This window comes from Gillisella terrae (genome assembly GCF_004801395.1).
GTDB lineage: Bacteria > Pseudomonadota > Alphaproteobacteria > Rhizobiales > Rhizobiaceae > Allorhizobium > Allorhizobium terrae.
Map to the genome: position 1 here is coordinate 47,446 of NZ_SSOA01000006.1, position 15,940 is coordinate 63,385.

Annotated in this window: 15 protein-coding genes; 9 read left to right on the plus strand and 6 right to left on the minus strand. The window is 55.5% G+C overall.

The features are described 5' to 3' along the window. Positions 1–3: 3 nt before the first annotated feature. The 3 genes from E6C51_RS12660 to E6C51_RS12670 all read right to left on the minus strand — a co-directional run bounded on the left by E6C51_RS12660 (position 4) and on the right by E6C51_RS12670 (position 2,630). The gene (locus tag E6C51_RS12660) at positions 4–570 is read right to left on the minus strand and encodes a TRAP transporter small permease subunit (protein WP_190236220.1); all 567 of its coding nucleotides are present in this window, start codon (positions 568–570) and stop codon (positions 4–6) included. Between the two features lie 57 nt (positions 571–627). Beyond that, on the minus strand, positions 628–1,647 hold the full coding sequence (locus E6C51_RS12665) for a TRAP transporter substrate-binding protein (RefSeq protein WP_190236221.1): 1,020 nt from the start codon (positions 1,645–1,647) through the stop codon (positions 628–630). A 173-nt stretch (positions 1,648–1,820) separates the two neighbouring features. After that, complete coding sequence (locus E6C51_RS12670; protein WP_190236222.1) at positions 1,821–2,630, minus strand: GntR family transcriptional regulator; 810 nt, start codon at positions 2,628–2,630, stop codon at positions 1,821–1,823. A 172-nt stretch (positions 2,631–2,802) separates the two neighbouring features. Between E6C51_RS12670 and E6C51_RS12675 the strand changes: the two genes are divergently transcribed. The 3 genes from E6C51_RS12675 to E6C51_RS12685 are packed head-to-tail and all read left to right on the plus strand — an operon-like array spanning position 2,803 to position 5,862. Then, positions 2,803–4,002: a mandelate racemase/muconate lactonizing enzyme family protein gene (locus E6C51_RS12675; protein WP_190236223.1), complete on the plus strand. Its 1,200-nt coding sequence runs from the start codon at positions 2,803–2,805 to the stop codon at positions 4,000–4,002. A gap of 13 nt (positions 4,003–4,015) precedes the next feature. After that, positions 4,016–4,780: an SDR family oxidoreductase gene (locus E6C51_RS12680; protein ID WP_190236224.1), complete on the plus strand. Its 765-nt coding sequence runs from the start codon at positions 4,016–4,018 to the stop codon at positions 4,778–4,780. Between the two features lie 50 nt (positions 4,781–4,830). After that, the gene (locus tag E6C51_RS12685; protein WP_190236225.1) at positions 4,831–5,862 is read left to right on the plus strand and encodes an L-idonate 5-dehydrogenase; all 1,032 of its coding nucleotides are present in this window, start codon (positions 4,831–4,833) and stop codon (positions 5,860–5,862) included. 179 nt (positions 5,863–6,041) lie between these two features. Here E6C51_RS12685 and E6C51_RS12690 read toward each other — a convergent pair whose 3' ends face one another. Genes E6C51_RS12690 through E6C51_RS12700 form a run of 3 tightly spaced genes read right to left on the minus strand, consistent with a single transcriptional unit; the run spans position 6,042 to position 9,036 of the window. Then, on the minus strand, positions 6,042–6,683 hold the full coding sequence (locus E6C51_RS12690; RefSeq protein WP_146936049.1) for a ThuA domain-containing protein: 642 nt from the start codon (positions 6,681–6,683) through the stop codon (positions 6,042–6,044). A gap of 23 nt (positions 6,684–6,706) precedes the next feature. After that, a complete protein-coding gene (locus E6C51_RS12695) occupies positions 6,707–7,807 on the minus strand; it encodes a Gfo/Idh/MocA family protein (RefSeq protein ID WP_190236226.1) in 1,101 nt (366 codons plus the stop codon). A gap of 29 nt (positions 7,808–7,836) precedes the next feature. Next, positions 7,837–9,036: an ROK family transcriptional regulator gene (locus tag E6C51_RS12700; protein WP_190236227.1), complete on the minus strand. Its 1,200-nt coding sequence runs from the start codon at positions 9,034–9,036 to the stop codon at positions 7,837–7,839. Positions 9,037–9,270: 234 nt separating this feature from the next. Here E6C51_RS12700 and E6C51_RS12705 point away from each other — a divergent pair, with 234 nt between their 5' ends. The 6 genes from E6C51_RS12705 to E6C51_RS12730 all read left to right on the plus strand — a co-directional run bounded on the left by E6C51_RS12705 (position 9,271) and on the right by E6C51_RS12730 (position 15,880). Then, positions 9,271–10,569, plus strand: coding sequence for an extracellular solute-binding protein (locus tag E6C51_RS12705; protein ID WP_190236228.1), 1,299 nt, complete (start codon positions 9,271–9,273; stop codon positions 10,567–10,569). Between the two features lie 334 nt (positions 10,570–10,903). Beyond that, positions 10,904–11,797 carry a carbohydrate ABC transporter permease gene (locus E6C51_RS12710; protein ID WP_407920809.1) on the plus strand — a complete coding sequence of 298 codons (894 nt, stop codon included), beginning with the start codon at positions 10,904–10,906 and terminating at the stop codon, positions 11,795–11,797. Continuing rightward, entirely contained in the window at positions 11,790–12,671 is an 882-nt protein-coding gene (locus tag E6C51_RS12715) for a carbohydrate ABC transporter permease (RefSeq protein WP_146936039.1), read from the plus strand. The genes E6C51_RS12710 and E6C51_RS12715 overlap by 8 nt, the downstream gene beginning before the upstream one ends. Before the next feature lie 126 nt (positions 12,672–12,797). Then, positions 12,798–13,871 carry an ABC transporter ATP-binding protein gene (locus E6C51_RS12720; protein WP_146936037.1) on the plus strand — a complete coding sequence of 358 codons (1,074 nt, stop codon included), beginning with the start codon at positions 12,798–12,800 and terminating at the stop codon, positions 13,869–13,871. A 339-nt stretch (positions 13,872–14,210) separates the two neighbouring features. Continuing rightward, positions 14,211–14,726, plus strand: coding sequence for an RNA polymerase sigma factor (locus E6C51_RS12725; RefSeq protein ID WP_186827789.1), 516 nt, complete (start codon positions 14,211–14,213; stop codon positions 14,724–14,726). A gap of 155 nt (positions 14,727–14,881) precedes the next feature. Beyond that, positions 14,882–15,880, plus strand: coding sequence for a FecR family protein (locus E6C51_RS12730; protein WP_190236230.1), 999 nt, complete (start codon positions 14,882–14,884; stop codon positions 15,878–15,880). The last annotated feature ends 60 nt before the right edge of the window (positions 15,881–15,940 follow it).

The window sequence follows — 15,940 nt, forward strand, 5'->3', positions numbered from 1 at the left end:
GTCTTAGTCCTTCGCGCCGCGCCGGGCGTAGTTCCACGCCAAAATCACAAATTGAACCACCAGAAGAACCATGGTTATAAACACGAAGATCTTGATCAGGGCCGGGGTAGGAGGGCTCCATGCACTGCCGGTGGTTTCCAGACGGATTGCGCCAGAGGGCGCAAACACGGCGCGGGAGACCATGTGAAAAGCGGCATAGGCAAAAAAGCCACTTGCCAGAGCGCTGACGAGTGAGATCAGCACATCTGCGATCCGGCGGATGCGTGGGGGAAAAAGATCATAGAGCAGGACCACACGGATATGCGTGTTGCGGCAGGTGCAAAAAAGACCACCAAACACAAAGGCGGAGCCACATAAAAACACTGTGGTTTCGTGAGCCCAGATGGTTGGCCGGTTCAACGCATAGCGCAAAAATACCTCAAGCAGCAAAATGCCTGCCGCGAGAACAATACCTGCGGCAAAAACATAGCTGACCTTATCGACAATGCGCCCCATCAATCCGGCTTCGGGTACGGCGCATTTTTCGCTGTCGATGTCTGGCAATGGCGCTGTGTGGATGTCCTGTGTCATGTCTCTCCCCTCACCACAAGAAAGGCGGTCGCTACTCCATGCGACCGCCGCGCTGCATCAAAGCAGGTCTTTGTTTTTCAGATAGGTCGTGAGCGTATCGAACACTTTTTGCGACATTGGCGATTTGGTTGCCAGGCGGCTCCATTCGGCAACGGCGATCTTGCGGAATTTCGCGCGCTCTTCTGGCGGCCAGTTGTGAATGGTGATCGCGCCGCTGGCCTTGGCTTCTTCAACTGCTGCCAGATCAGCCTTTTTCAGCCCGTTAATCTGGGCTTGCTGAAACTCCTTGACCGTTTCTTGCAGCATGGATTTCACATCATCCGGCAAAGCCTCCCATTTTTCCTTGTTCATCGAAACCTCGACAAGTGGCAAGGAGTGGAAACCGGGATAGACCGGATGCGGTGCGATCTTGTTCAGACCCAGCTGTTGATTGACCGAAAACACCGAATAGTCGGCAGCATCGACAACGCCCTTGTCGAGAGAGGTGTATACTTCAGAGGCCGGAAGGTTCACGGGCGACGCACCGGCTGCTGCAAAGACATTGGCAATCGGACCTTCTGGAGAGCGAATTTTAACCCCCTTGAGGTCGGCAACCCCGTTGAGCGGCACGCGCGACACAAAGGCTTCCAGACCGGGCGTGGTGACGCCAATAAAATGCAACCCATAGGAGCCAAGCAGCTCCTGCATGATTTCTTTGCCGCCACCATTTTCAACAAAATCAATCATTTGTGCCGGATCAGACCAGGCACCCACCGGATTGGAAATCAAGCCGAAGGCAGGATCTTTGCCCGCCCAATAGGATGAATCGCAAATTTGCCCATCCAGAATGCCACCGGCAACGGCATCCAGTGTTTCGTTATATTCGACAACCGTTCCGACGGGGAGAAGCTCGATCTTGACCTTACCATCAGAGCGTTTTGCGACCAGATCGGTCCAGTCCTTCTGGTATTGAAAATTGGGACTACCGGCCGGATCGGATGACTGGAACCGGAACGAGAGTTCCTGCGCCAGTGCGGCAGTTGTCAGCCCAAATACGGTCACCAGCGTTGCTGCTGTGTTGAATAGAAAATGTCTCATCATCTTTCCTCCCTTTGATGATTGATATGGATGCATTTGGCGCGGCCCCCACGCCAATTGGCTCTTTCGCGCTCGCGCTCATGAAAGCGGTTAGCGCAGGTGTTTTGGGATTGGCGAAAAGAACTGCGGAAGATGCCCGCTTAAGTTCGGATGTGATGTCGCCAATCGGCAGCTCAATCCCTTGGTTGGCTGCAAAGCGGCTCGATGCTGACATCCAGCAGGCTCGGATCAATCTTCGCCTCCAGATCGTCAAACATGTCATCGACAAAAGCGATCAGCGCATCGGATGCTTGCAAGGCGGCGTCCACATGGCGGTTGGCCACGGCATCCAGCACGCTGAGATGCACATCAATGGTTGCCTTCAAATCCGCACTGCCGGGCATCTGCCGATGATAAAGCCAGCCGGTGCGGCGAAAGATGGTGTGGAGAGGGCGCAATGTGTGTTCGACAAAAGGCTCACCGGCAGCAATCAGCATCAATTGGTCGATCCGCCGGTCGATCTCATTGAATTCATTGATGTCCATCACCTCGCGCCGCTCGCGCAGGATACGGTTGAGATGCAGCATCTGATTGCGGTGTGATGCGCCGGAGCGCTGGGCGGCGAGCTCTATGACAAAGCGCTCAATATCCTTGCGAAGACTGAGAAGCAGTCGCTCGCGGGATAGATCAATCGGTGCAATGCGCAAGCCGTGACGGGGGCGAACAATGATCAGCGTATCCAGCGCAAGACGGTTTACCGCATGGTGGATGGGTGTGCGGCCAAGCCCGATCAGATCCTGAAGATCCTGCATCGACAATTCGCTGCCAGGCTTGAGCTCACATTTCACAATCAGGTTTTCGATGCGCTCATAGGCCAATTCGAAATGATTGACGCGATTGGTGCGGGCCGGGCGCTTCTGTTTGGTGCCTGAATCTGAGGTCTCTTCCTCAGTCCCCACAACGCGCAAACCACGTCCGCCTCCATTTGATGGATTTTTTGCCATCGCTCACCTCCCGATTGCGATCACTCAACAATCAAGCAATAAACATGTTGTGACATTTTACAAACTGAATTATGTGTTGCAACACTGAAATCGTCAGAGAGGACTGACGACAGCATATGAGGTCTTGCTGGCACCATTTGCGCGCCCGAGACAATCATTCCGGGGAGGAACGATGAAAATCACAGCAATAAAGACCTTCCGTCTCGAAGAGTTCGCAAATGTCCTTTGGGTTCATGTCGAGACGGATGCAGGCTTTGTCGGCTTAGGCGAAACATTCTATGGTGCGGGTTCGGTGGAAGCGCATATTCATGATGTTTTGGCCGGACGGCTTTTGGGCAAAGACCCGCTGCGCATCGAAGCGCATTCGCGCGAAATGGTCAATTTGCCCATGGCGCAAGCCTCAACAGGCGCGGAATATCGCGCGGCATCGGCGATTGACCTCGCCCTTTGGGATATTTTCGGCAAAGTTTGCGGCCAGCCGGTGCATCAAATGCTGGGCGGCCTTTGCCACGACCGGGTGCCGGTCTATAACACCTGCGCGGGCTATGGCTATGTGCGGTCCAACAAGATCAAGCCCGTCGATACATGGAATTTTGGTGCCGCCGCCGGGCCTTATGAAGACCTGAACGGGTTTATGACTGATGCCGGTGCCGTGGCCGAGAGCCTTTTGGAACAAGGCATTACCGGCATGAAAATCTGGCCGTTTGACCCCGCCGCCATCGAAAATGATGGACGGTTTATCACGCCTGAGCAAATGCGGCGGGCAGTGGAGCCGTTTGAGAAAATCCGCAAGGCTGTTGGCGATAAAATGCAGATTATGGTGGAGTTCCATTGTCTGTGGAATCTGCCAACCATCAAGCGCATTGCTCGCGAGCTGGAGGCCTATGACCCGACCTGGTATGAAGACCCGATCCGCATGAACTCGGTCTCGGCACTCAAGGAGCTGGCAGGTTTCACCTCGGTGCCGATCTGCGCGTCAGAAACCCTTGGTTCGCGCTTTCCCTATAAGGACATGCTCGAAGCCGGTGCTATTGGCGTGGTGATGACGGACCTTGTCTGGACCGGCGGCTTGACCGAGGGGCGCAAAATTGCGGCTTTGGCAGACACCTATCACCGCCCCTATGCGCCGCATGATTGCACCGGGCCTGTTGCCTATGTCGCCGCCGTTCACTCGGCATTGTCGCAGCCCAATACGCTGATTCAGGAATCCGTTCGCGCCTTCTATACCGGCTGGTACAAGGAGCTGGTGACGGAGTTGCCGCGCATTGTGAATGGCCATGTTTTGCCGATGGAGGGGGTAGGGCTCGGGACCGAGCTTTTGCCAACGGTCTTCACTCGGCCTGATTTTTCCGCCCGCGTGTCCACGCTTTGAACCGAGATATGATATGACAAATCCCTTTGATCTTTCCGGGCGCACTGCCCTTGTCACCGGCTCGTCGCGCGGGCTTGGCCGCGCCATTGCTGAAGGACTGGCCAAGGCCGGAGCCCGCATCGTGCTGAACGGTGTGGATGAAACGCGGCTTGAGCATGCGGCAAGCGATATGCATGAAGCCGGTTTTGATGTCTTGACTGCTGCCTTTGACGTCACCAACGAGACGGCCATACAGGCGAGCTTTGACCATTTTGATCAAGCTGGCATCGACATTGACATTCTCATTAACAATGCGGGGATGCAGTTTCGCAAGCCGATGATTGAGCTGGCAACCACGGACTGGCAGCGGGTAATTGATACCAATCTCACCAGCGCTTTTGTGATTGGCCGCGAAGCCGCACGGCGCATGATCCCGCGCGGTCATGGGAAAATTATCAACATCGGCTCGCTGACAAGCGAGTTGGCGCGGGCCACAGTTGCGCCTTACACGGTTGCCAAAGGCGGCATCAAAATGCTGACCAAGGCCATGGCCGCCGAATGGGGTGAACACGGCATTCAAGCCAATGCCATTGGTCCCGGCTATATGATCACAGACATGAACGAGGCGCTGATTTCCAACCCGCAATTCGATGCCTGGGTCAAGGCGCGCACACCTGCACGGCGGTGGGGCAAGCCGGACGAGCTGGCGGGCACCGCTGTCTATCTGGCTTCATCTGCAGCCGATTACGTCAATGGTCAAATCATCTATGTCGATGGCGGGATGATCTCGGTTCTTTGAACTGGATTTGTTATCACGCGCATTGAATTTTTGCGAAGAGGGAGATCTCTATGCCTGCTGTCATGATTTATAAAGCGGGCGACCTGAGGGTTGAGCCATCCACGCGCACCGCACCACTGGCAGGGCAGGTTGAGGTTGCCATTGGTGCTGGCGGCATCTGTGGTTCTGATCTGCATTATTATCGGCATGGCGGCTTTGGCACCATTCGCCTGCAGGAACCTATGGCTTTGGGGCACGAAATCGCAGGCACGGTCTCGGCACTGGGGGAGGGCGTATCAGGTCTGGCCATTGGTATGCGCGTTGCCGTTAACCCCAGTCTGCCCTGTGGCACCTGCCTTTATTGTCGGCGCGGCATGCGCAATGAATGCCTTGATATGCGGTTCATGGGCAGCGCCATGCGCGTTCCGCATGTGCAAGGCGGCTTTCGCAGCCACGTGGTTGTCGATGCCGAGCAGGCGATTCCGATTGCCGATACGCTCTCGCTGGGCGAGGCGGCCATGGCCGAGCCTTTGGCTGTATGTTTGCATGCTGCTGCCCGCGCCGGGTCATTGATGGGCAAGCGCGTTCTGATCACCGGCTGCGGTCCGATTGGGGCCTTGATGATTTTGGCTGCGCGTTATGCCGGGGCAAGTGATGTTGTGGTCACGGATATTGCGCCATTCCCGTTGCAGAAAGCCCTCGAAATCGGCGCGACCCGAGCGATCAACACCCTGTCAGAGCCTGCTGCCTTTGAGCGCGAAAAGGCAGACAAAGGCTGGTTCGATATCGTATTTGAGGCGTCAGGTGTAGAAGCGGCGGCGCGCAGCGCTATAGAAACTCTTCGAGCGGGCGGCACCTTTGTGCAGCTTGGTTTGGGCGGAGACATGAACCTGCCTGTCAATCTGCTTGTCACCAAGGAGATTGTTTATACGGGGAGTTTCCGGTTTGACACAGAATTTGCTCTGGCGGTGGAACTGCTTGGTAAAGGATTGATAAATGTCAGGCCGCTTATTTCAGCAACATTACCTGTCAAGCAGGGTGTGGAGGCTTTTGAGCGCGCGGGCGATCGCTCGCGCTCCATGAAAGTCCAGCTTTCTTTCTAGAGTCTGTCAGGTTCAAATTGAACCAGACAGACTCTCGATTCCCTTGTTTTCGTTTGTCTATTCGGGAAAACCGGATTCCACTTTTCCCTGACAAACTCTAGCCTTTGTTTGGCTTAGGCTTTAAGCCCTGCCTCAAAGATAAAGCCCCGATGGCTGTCCCAATCGGGGCATTTTTTGACTTAACGAGCGGCCCAACTGGCTCCGCGTCGAAAAATTGTTCGCATCTCAGGAACATCGAATTCCTTGGCGATGTGGCCGAGGGAGGAGTAGAAGACCCGACCCTTACCATACATCCGTTTCCACACGACCGGCATGACCACACCGTTGATCCAGAAGGCGTGGTCGCCCGTGAATGTTGTGGTTGCCAGCACCTCGTTGGACGGATCAACATGCATGTAATATTGCTCCGAATGGTAGGCGAAATCGGAGATTCCATGCATCAGCGGATCATCAGGGCGGGTGATGTTGACTGTGTAATCAATGATATTGCCGGGGTGGGCAACCCATTGGCCACCAATGATAAATTGATAATCCACCGACTCGCGAAAGGCGTCTCCTGCGCCGCCATGGTAGCCGGCAATGCCGACGCCGCTTTCAATCGCGGCCGCGAGATTTTTGACCTCTTCCTTTTCGATTTTGGACATGGTTACAATCGGAACGATCAGGCTCAGATCGTGGATCGAAGGATCGGCCAAAGCTTCGGTGCCTTGTTCGACATAGACCTTGAAATCGTCTTCCTCCAGCATGGTCTTGATAACCTCGGCGCATTCCTGAGGTTCGTGGCCGCTCCAGCCGCCCCAGACAATAAGTGCCTCGCGCATGATCTGTTCTCCTCCGCAGTTGTTCAGTGTGCGATAACGCCGCCGGATAGCGACGTGATGAGCGGCTCCGGCCGCTCTACGGTGGTTGTGATGGTCACGGTTTTTCCGTTTGCCGCCGCCGTATGGAATGCTTCCATGACCTCAAGAACATGCAGCGCAAGATCGCCATTGGCGCGGTGCGGGCGGTTCGAGCGGATGGCGTGGGCCATGTCGGCAATGCCGAGTGAACGGAAATTGCCATCGGCATAAGGTTGCGTGACTGGCTGGTCCTCGAACCCTCCACCTTTCTTTAAAAGCTCGACCGGGCCGGCAAAATGGTTTGGATCAGGGACAATCAAGGTTCCTTCCGTACCATAAACTTCAATCGGTACATGTTTGTGGCCAGCCACGTCAAAACTCATGCTCACCTGAACAATGGCGCCATTTGCAAAGGACATCACCCCCGCCACATGGGTTGGGACTTCCACCGGAATATGCTCGCCGTTGCGTGGTTCACTGGTGATCACTCGTTCTTTGCGGAGCTTGGTTGCAAAGCCTGCCACCTGTGTGACCGGGCCAAGCAGGTTAACGAGGTCGGTGATGTAATATGGTCCCATGTCGAGCATGGGGCCGCCACCAATTTCGTAATAGAAGCCGGGATTGGGGTGCCAGCGCTCGTGACCCGGGCACATGAAGCTTGCACTTCCGCCCACCGGAATGCCGATCACGCCCCGATCAATCAGGGCGCGGGCGGTCTGATGGCCACCACCGAGAAATGTGTCTGGGGCCGAGCCAATCCGCAGACCTGCTGCTTTGGCCGCATCAGCCAATTTTTTCCCGTCCGCGAAATTAATGCCAAGAGGCTTTTCACTATAGGTGTGTTTGCCCGCCGCCAGCGCCTTCAATCCCACTTCAACATGGGCTTTGGGAACCGTTAGGTTGACGATGATCTCGATTTGAGGGTCGGCGAACAAATCCTCGATTGTTCGTGCTTGCAGACCAAATTCCTCGGCGCGGGCTTTGGCCGCATCGTGATTGAGGTCGGCGACACCACGGATATCGAGGATCGGAAACCCGGCCATTGCTTTGAGATAGGCTGCGGAGATATTGCCACAACCAATAATGCCGATACCGACTTTTTCCATTGAATTCCTCCCAAGGTAAAATGATTGCGTCAATGTGCTGGCCCGGTTGTTGTCCAGGTTGATTCATAAAGGCCGAAAAGGGCAACGGCTGCGGCACCTCGCGCCCAAAAATCATCGGTGGCGTCGTCGAACACCAGTTCGGTCACGCCCTTGAGGGAGGGCGGAATGGACAGATCGTAGGCGCTTTGCAAACTGTTTAAAAACGGCTCGCCCAGCGCCAGCGATGTGCCGACAAGAATGACGCGAGGGGGCGCAAAAATGGTGACAATATTGGCAATCGTCAGGCCAGCAGCGCGGCCAGCGCGGACGGCGGCCCGCAGGAGGCCTTCGTCTTTGGCGGCAATCAGATTGCGGGCATGGTCCATGCCGCGGCCAAGCCTGAGCGCTTCAGCGAAGCGTTCGTCCGACAGGTGATTGCTGAAAATTGCGGCTTCGCCCGCCTGCCCGGACAGGCGCTGAACACCGTGCTCGTCAAGCCCCAAAACCAGATCGCCGAGATTGTGGCTCAGCCCGCCTGCGCCGCGAAACAGCCGGTCGCCGTGCAACACGCCGAGGCCAAGGGTTTGCTCCAATGAAATCAGGACCATGTCCGACAGATCGCGCGCCCGGCCAAACCAATGGTGCCCAAGAGCGATTGCGTGGGAATCGCTCTCAACAATGGTCTGGATGCCCAGTCTCTGCGTCATTTCTGTTGAGAAATCCACGTTGACCTCACGAAAGATGGGACAGGAGCGCACGATACCGGTGCGATGTTCGATCACGCCGGGCAACCCAAGGCAGACACTCTTGATGTCTGACATCGACAGATTAGCGTCTATGACGCAGCGACGGACGCCATCCTCTATCAAGTCGGCAATGACGCTGATGGGCTGCCGATCAATACGGATCGGCAAAGTCAGGTTGGATAAAACATTGCCGCTGAAATCGGTGACCGCAAACACCAGCCGATTGGCGGTGATTTTGGCCCCCACCACGCGTGCCGCATTGGGGTTGACCTCGAGCATGACGCGGGGACGCCCTCGGCTGGTCTCATTGCGAATGTCGCCGAGATGGCGCGTGAGAATCAGGCCATCGTCCAGCAGGGATGCTGTGATGGCCGACACAGTGGTGGTCGAAAGTTCGGTGCTCTCGCTGATTTCCACGCGAGAAATCGGGCCGTTGCGCCGAATTGTGTTCAGCACATTCAGGCGATTGTTGGCACGCATCAGTTCTGGATCTGCAGTTTTCATCGGTACCAGCTTGTCAGTCTCGCGTGGGAACGAATGTTAAATTAATCCGACACCCAAATTAAAATCATCATTGTCTAGGGCTGTTTTAAGGCCGAATGCAAGTCGAAATTTGAATTTTGACTTAAAAAACGGCATTTTGCCTCGCTGAGGTCATGCGCTATTGACAGGGCGGGTAATGTGCTGGATGATTTAATCCGGGTATAGAAATAAAAGACAATCGGGAGGAGCGTCTGTATGTCTATTATCGGAAAGCAGGGATTGCGGTTTGCTGTAGCGGCGAGCGTGGCAATCACAAGTTTTGGCCTATCAGGCGAGGCGGCATTTGCCGATGCGACCATTCGCTGGCTTCATGTGGAAAATGTGCCGGGTACTGTGGAGATCTGGAGCAAACTGGCGGCTGAGTTTGAGGCAAGCCACCCCGGCGTCAAGGTGGATTTGCAGTTTTTGGATAATCAGGCCTTCAAGGCAAAGCTTCCGACACTGTTGCAATCCAAAGACGCGCCAAGTTTCTTTTATACCTGGGGCGGGGGTGTGTTGAAAGCCCAATCCGAAACCGGCATGTTGCGGCCCGTGGACAAGGCGCTTGACGCCGATAATGGTGCGTGGCGCAACTCACTCAGCGCCTCGGCAGTTCATGGCATGAGTTTTGATGGCAAAGTCTGGGCAGCGCCCTCCAAGGTTGGTCTGGTTTCTTTCTTCTACAATAAAGAACTTTTCAAAAAGGCCGGTGTTGATGCCTCGGCCATTAAAACCTGGGATGATTTCCTCGCGGCGGTGAAAGCCCTCAAGCAAGCCGATATTACGCCCATCGCAGGCGGCGGCGGCGACAAATGGCCGATTCATTTTTACTGGGGCTATCTTGCCATGCGTGAAGCGGGCCAGGACGGTTTCAAAAAGGCAAAGGCGGGCGAAGGTGACGGGTTTGCCTCGGAGGCTTTCATAAAAGCTGGGCAGCATCTCGCCGATCTTGGCAAGCTTAAGCCTTTCCAGAACGGTTATCAGGGCGCAACCTGGAATGACGCGCTTGCCACTTTTGGCGACGGACGCGCAGCCATGTTGCTTGGTTTTGAAAATACCAGCGACAGCGCCAAGAATGCCTCAACCAGCCGCAAGGGCTTGGCTGATGACAACCTTGGGCGCTTTCCATTCCCTGTGATCAAAGGTGCTCCGGGCCTTGTGACCGACAATCTCGGGGGCTTGAACGGCTGGGCCGTGACCAAGAATGCGCCGCCTGAAACCGAGGCGTTTTTGAAATTCCTCTCCAGCGAGAAAAACCAAAAGCTGCTTGCGGAAAAAACCCGTATTATTCCGGTAGCCAAGGGGGCTTTGGACGGCGTTCAAAATCCAATTCTCAAGGACAGCGCGATCGCGCTCAGCAAAGAGACCTGGCATCAGAACTTCCTTGATCAGGATTTGGGCCCGAATGTTGGCGGCGTTGTCAACGATGTGAGCATGGAAATCGTCTCCGGCGCAATGACGCCCAAAGATGGCGCTGAGCAAATTCAGGATGCCTATTCGCTGGAAGCGCATTGACGGTCTGCGGGCGCTTTAACGCAAAAGCGCCCGCATTTCAGATGGGCTGATATGTCCTGTGCGGTACCGATGAATTTCATGGTTTTAGAGAAGCAGAACATCTGCCTTTTGGGTATGGCCTGTCTTTTTCCGGATAAAACCGACGGGCAAGTAAAAACTGAGAGCATCGCAGAGGGTTCATAACCAAAACCTCTAAGCCTTTGTTTCCCATAACTTCTAAGCGCATGGCTATGAAGCATTTTTGTTGAAACTGTTGTCATGGCCTCGGCTAAGGGAGCCTGCAAACGCAATGACCAATACCACGATGAACGCTGCGGACGCCATGGCAGAGCAGATGTCGAGGCCGATTCGGCGGCGGCGCTCGCTTGCGCAGGGCAAGTGGCCCGTGCTTGTGCTGTTTTTACCGCCCGCCTTGTTGCTCTTTACCGTGCTGGTGATCCTGCCCATGGGGGAGGCCGCCTGGTATTCCTTCTACGATTGGAATGGATATGGCACGCCCGAAAAATGGGTGGGATTGCGCAACTACCTGTTGATCTTCCACAATCGCGCTTTCACGCAGGCCTTGCTGAACAATGGCCTCATTGTTCTCGTGTCAATTTGCGTACAGATTCCCCTGGCGTTGTGGCTGGCGACCATGGTGTCGTCACGGATAAAGGGCGCGTTGGCTTTTCGGCTGATCTTTTTCCTGCCTTATGTTTTGGCCGATGTTGCGGCTGGCATGATCTGGCGCTTCGTTTATGACGGCGATTTTGGTCTTGTGGCCGGTATCTGGCATGCCTTTGGAGCGGAAGCGCCATTCTGGCTTGCGGATCGCCATGTTGCCATGTTCGCCATTCTTGGCGTTATCGTCTGGAAATATTTCGGCTTTCACATGATGCTCTTCATTGCGGGGCTGCAATCGATAGACAAAAGCATTCTGGAAGCGGCCGATATCGATGGTGCCACCGGTTGGCAGAAATTCCGGCTGGTCACCCTGCCGCTTCTTGGCTCAACGGTGCGTCTATCGGTGTTCTTTGCGGTTGTCGGGTCTTTGCAGCTGTTTGACATGATCATGCCGCTCACCGGTGGCGGTCCTTCAAACTCCACCCAGACAATTGTGACCTTCCTTTATAACTTCGGGGTGACACGTATGCAGGTCGGTTTCGGCAGCGCTGTTGGCGTCGTGCTGTTCGTGATCTGCGTCACGCTCGCCTTCAGCTACAAACGGGTGTTTATGCGCAATGACTGAAGCAACAGCAGAGCCAATTGATGCAGCAAGTGCTGGCGGCGAGGGGCGTCAGCTTTCAGCGCGGCAAAAACTCTACATCTATTTTTCCTTGGTGATTGTGGCGAGTATTGTGCTGGTTCCGCTTATCAGCACAGCCCTTGGCGGGTTCAAAACCCTATCCGATCTGCGGGGGAACCCGTTTGGCATGCCGAGCCAGTGGGAATGGAGCAATTATACGGACATCATCTTTAGCCAACGCTATTGGTTGCAGATGGGCAATTCATTGTTGATGGCTGTGTTGACCGTGTTTCTCACGCTGGTTTTCGGTGGCATGGCGGCCTTCTGTTTTGCTCACATCCGCTTCTTCGGGTCGAGCTATCTGGTCAACTATTTCCTGATCGGGTTGATGTTTCCGGCGGCAACGGCGATTTTGCCGCTTTATATCCGTATTCGTGATCTGGGAATGCTCGATACCTATTGGGGGGTGGTGTTGCCGCAGGTGGCTTTCGGGCTTGGTATGAGCATCATGCTGTTTCGCAACTATTTTCGAAACATGCCGAGCGAGCTGTTTGATGCCGCTTTCGTCGATGGCTGTGGCTATATGCGCTTCTTTTGGCATATCACCATACCGCTGGCGCGACCGATTATCGCGACCGTTGGGATCATTTCCTTTGTTGGCAGCTGGAACAGCTACATTCTGCCGCTGATCCTTCTCAATTCAGAGAGCCTCTATCCTTGGCCGCTGGGTATCATGATCTACAAGGGTGAGTTTGCGACGGAATGGAACCTTGTGCTCGCTTTCATCACGCTGACTATCCTGCCCACCATCATCGTCTTTTTCCTTGCCCAGAAGCACATCATCGCTGGCCTTACGGCCGGTGCGGTGAAGTCCTGAGCAGACGAAAGCACGTTGCGTTCAATCGCACTGATGCATCGTGCTTTCACTTTTTGTTTTACCGCATGTCTTTATCCCAAAACCGCATACCACTTTTGGGAGACATGCTATAGCGGAGTAACACCTATGGCATCAGTCGAACTCAAGGATATTCGCAAGCAATACGGCGCGCTGGAAGTTATCCACGGCGTGTCATTATCGATCGAGGATGGCGAGTTCATCGCGCTTGTTGGCCCCTCGGGCTGCGGTAAATCCACGCTTTTGCGCATGATCGCAGGCCTTGAAGACATCAGCGGCGGCGATGTGGTGATTGGTAACGAGATCGTCAATCAGCTCACACCGCGTGAGCGCAATATTGCAATGGTCTTTCAATCCTATGCGCTTTATCCGCATATGACGGTTGCCGAGAATATTGGCTTCAATCTCCGCATTTCCGGTCAGCCCAAGTCGGTGATTGACGAGCGCGTCGGTGAAGCAGCGCGAATGCTGGATTTGACAGCGCTTTTGGATCGCAAGCCGGGACAGCTCTCGGGAGGGCAGCGGCAGCGTGTTGCCATGGGGCGCGCGGTGGTGCGCAATCCGGCCGTGTTCTTGTTTGATGAACCACTGTCCAATCTTGACGCCAAGCTGCGCGTGCAGATGCGCTCTGAAATCAAGACGCTGCATCAAAAGGTGCAGACAACGTCCGTCTATGTCACGCATGACCAGATTGAAGCCATGACGCTGGCCGACCGTATCGTGGTGCTGAACAAAGGCAGGATTGAACAGATCGGCACACCGATGGAGCTTTACCGCAATCCAGCCAATCTCTTTGTTGCGGCCTTTATCGGCTCACCTGCCATGAATATGGTTGACGGCACAATCGAGAGTGACGGCGGTATGCCGATGGCGCGTCTGGCCGATGGCAGCAGCATTCTCATTTCAGACAATCACGATGTTGTCATGGGGCAGCCAGTGACCCTGGGGCTGAGACCAGAACATCTAACCCCTGGAGGGGAAGGTGGATCGCGTTTGGGTGGCAAGACATTGCTGGTGGAGCCAACCGGTGCGCAAACCCATGTCATGTTTGATGTCGCCGGCCATTCCCTGACGGCGGTGGTGGACGGCGAGGTGCCTGTTCGCCACGGCGGGCCATTTGAAGCCCATATTGCCCGCGATCTGGTTCATGTCTTCGACAGAAAAACCGGCGCTGCGTTATAAGACCCCAAAATTGCATTGTTACCACCAGACGGCAAAGCGCGGGGGTAAGCACCTCGCGCGCAAAGCACACGTGTGGCCGTCGAAACTGGCGAAGACGCTTTCCGCGCATCGCCACATATGGCGCACGGCGCTGTAAAATGAAATAACTTGTGTAAACAAATCAAGTTATATGTTGCGTGGTCTCGGGCACCGATTTAGGAAGGCAACACTGACGGCGACTAACGAAAGTTTTGAGTGCCAAATGCCCATGGTGCGTTTCAAATGGCGAACGGTGCCTTATCGAGGAGGTGATGTTGCTCTCCCGGATGTGGTGCGACAAGCGTGGGGGAGGCCGATTGCGTGCCTGCCATTTTGAACGCTATTTTTGCCGCCCACCGGCGCTCCCTGCTCTGGACCGTCATGCGCATCGTGCGCGATCCGCAGACGGCGGAAGACTTGGCCCAGGAGACCTATCTGCGCGCTCATAAGGCGGTCGAGAGTGGACAGGTTGAGCATATCGAGGGCTTTTTGCACCAGACGGCCCGCAATCTTGCGCTGGATCATCTGCGCCGCCGCAAGACCCGCGCGGGTGCCGAAGTGCAGGGATTGGACGAGCATCTGCTTGCTGGAATCTCGGCCGATATCCCCTCCATAGAACAGGCTTTGATTGAGAAACAGACGTTCGGTGTGTTTCAGACGGCGCTTGCAGCCCTGCCAGAGCGCGCTCAGGCCGTGTTGGTGCTCAGCCGCATCGAAGAGTGGTCAAATGTCCGCATCGCCGCACATCTCGGCATTTCGGAGCGCACGGTCTTCAACGACCTGAAGCTTGCCATGGCCCATTGCCGGGATGCGATGGCGCGTCTGGACCGGAAGTAAGGAAGACAATGGCGATTTTCTTGATCCTGCAACTTAGCGAGGCTACCGCGACAAAGGCTCTGCTTTGCTGTCTTCAAGAGCATTTTTCCGGGTTTGCCACGCTCGCACGTCAAGGTAAAAGGCCCCTGCAAACACGTTTGGATCGGATCGCCTGAGTGGGACACCAGAACGGACACGACACGGATAGGACAAGCGGTGGATCTCCCTTCGCAAATTCGGTAGCGGATCAGGCGCTCGACTGGTTTGCCCGGTTGCGAAACAGCGAGCCGGATGCGGGGACACGCGCGGCCTTCCAGGCATGGCTGACAGAGGATCCCCGGCATGAGGCAGAATTCCGCAATCTCGAGACCCTGTGGAACTCGACGGCTTTCAGCGATGCGGTGAAAACGCTGCCGGTGGGTCGGCGCACGCTGGTGCGGCCGAAGACACGTCGCTGGTCGTTGCAGGCCGTCGCGCTTGCGGCCTCGGTTCTGATTGCCGTCGGCGTCTGGCAATATCCGGCGCTCACGATTGCCTTTCAGGCAGATTTCCAGACTGCAACCGGCAGCCAGACCACGGTTCGTCTGCCGGACGGCTCTATGATGATGCTGAACACCGACACGGCCGTGGCGACAGATTTTGAGGGTGGCCGCCGTCACATTCGCCTGCTGCGCGGCGAAGCCTTCTTTGATGTCGTGCATGATCCTGCCCATCCCTTCACCGTCAGCGGTCATTATGGTGAGGTGCAGGTGCTGGGGACGGCCTTCTCTGTCAGAACCGGGGATGACGAGGATCAAGTGGTGCTGGAGCGTGGTCGGGTTGAGGTTCTCTGTCTATGCGAGGGTAAGGGTAAGGGCAAGGCTGCACTTGTGCCAGGAGAAGCAGTCAGCATCACGGCATCCGCCATTTCGCCCGTGCGGGCGGCTGACCCATCGGCCACACTTGCCTGGCGGGAAGGACGCATTATCTTTGAAAACGCCAGCCTCGGCTCGGTTCTTGAAGAGCTGCGCCGCTACCATCGCGGACCCATCGTGGTCGCAGATGATCGGGTGAACCGACTGATGGTCACCGGCAATTATCGTCTCGACAATGTCGAAGGCGCTTTGAGGACGCTTGCCGATGCGGCGGGTGTCGGATTCTACCGGATTCCCGGCGGCATTATAATCCTTCGCTAAATATTCAACTTTTTTTGCCGGTTTGCAAACCGTGCTGCGTCCTTGCTGACAGAAGGGCTG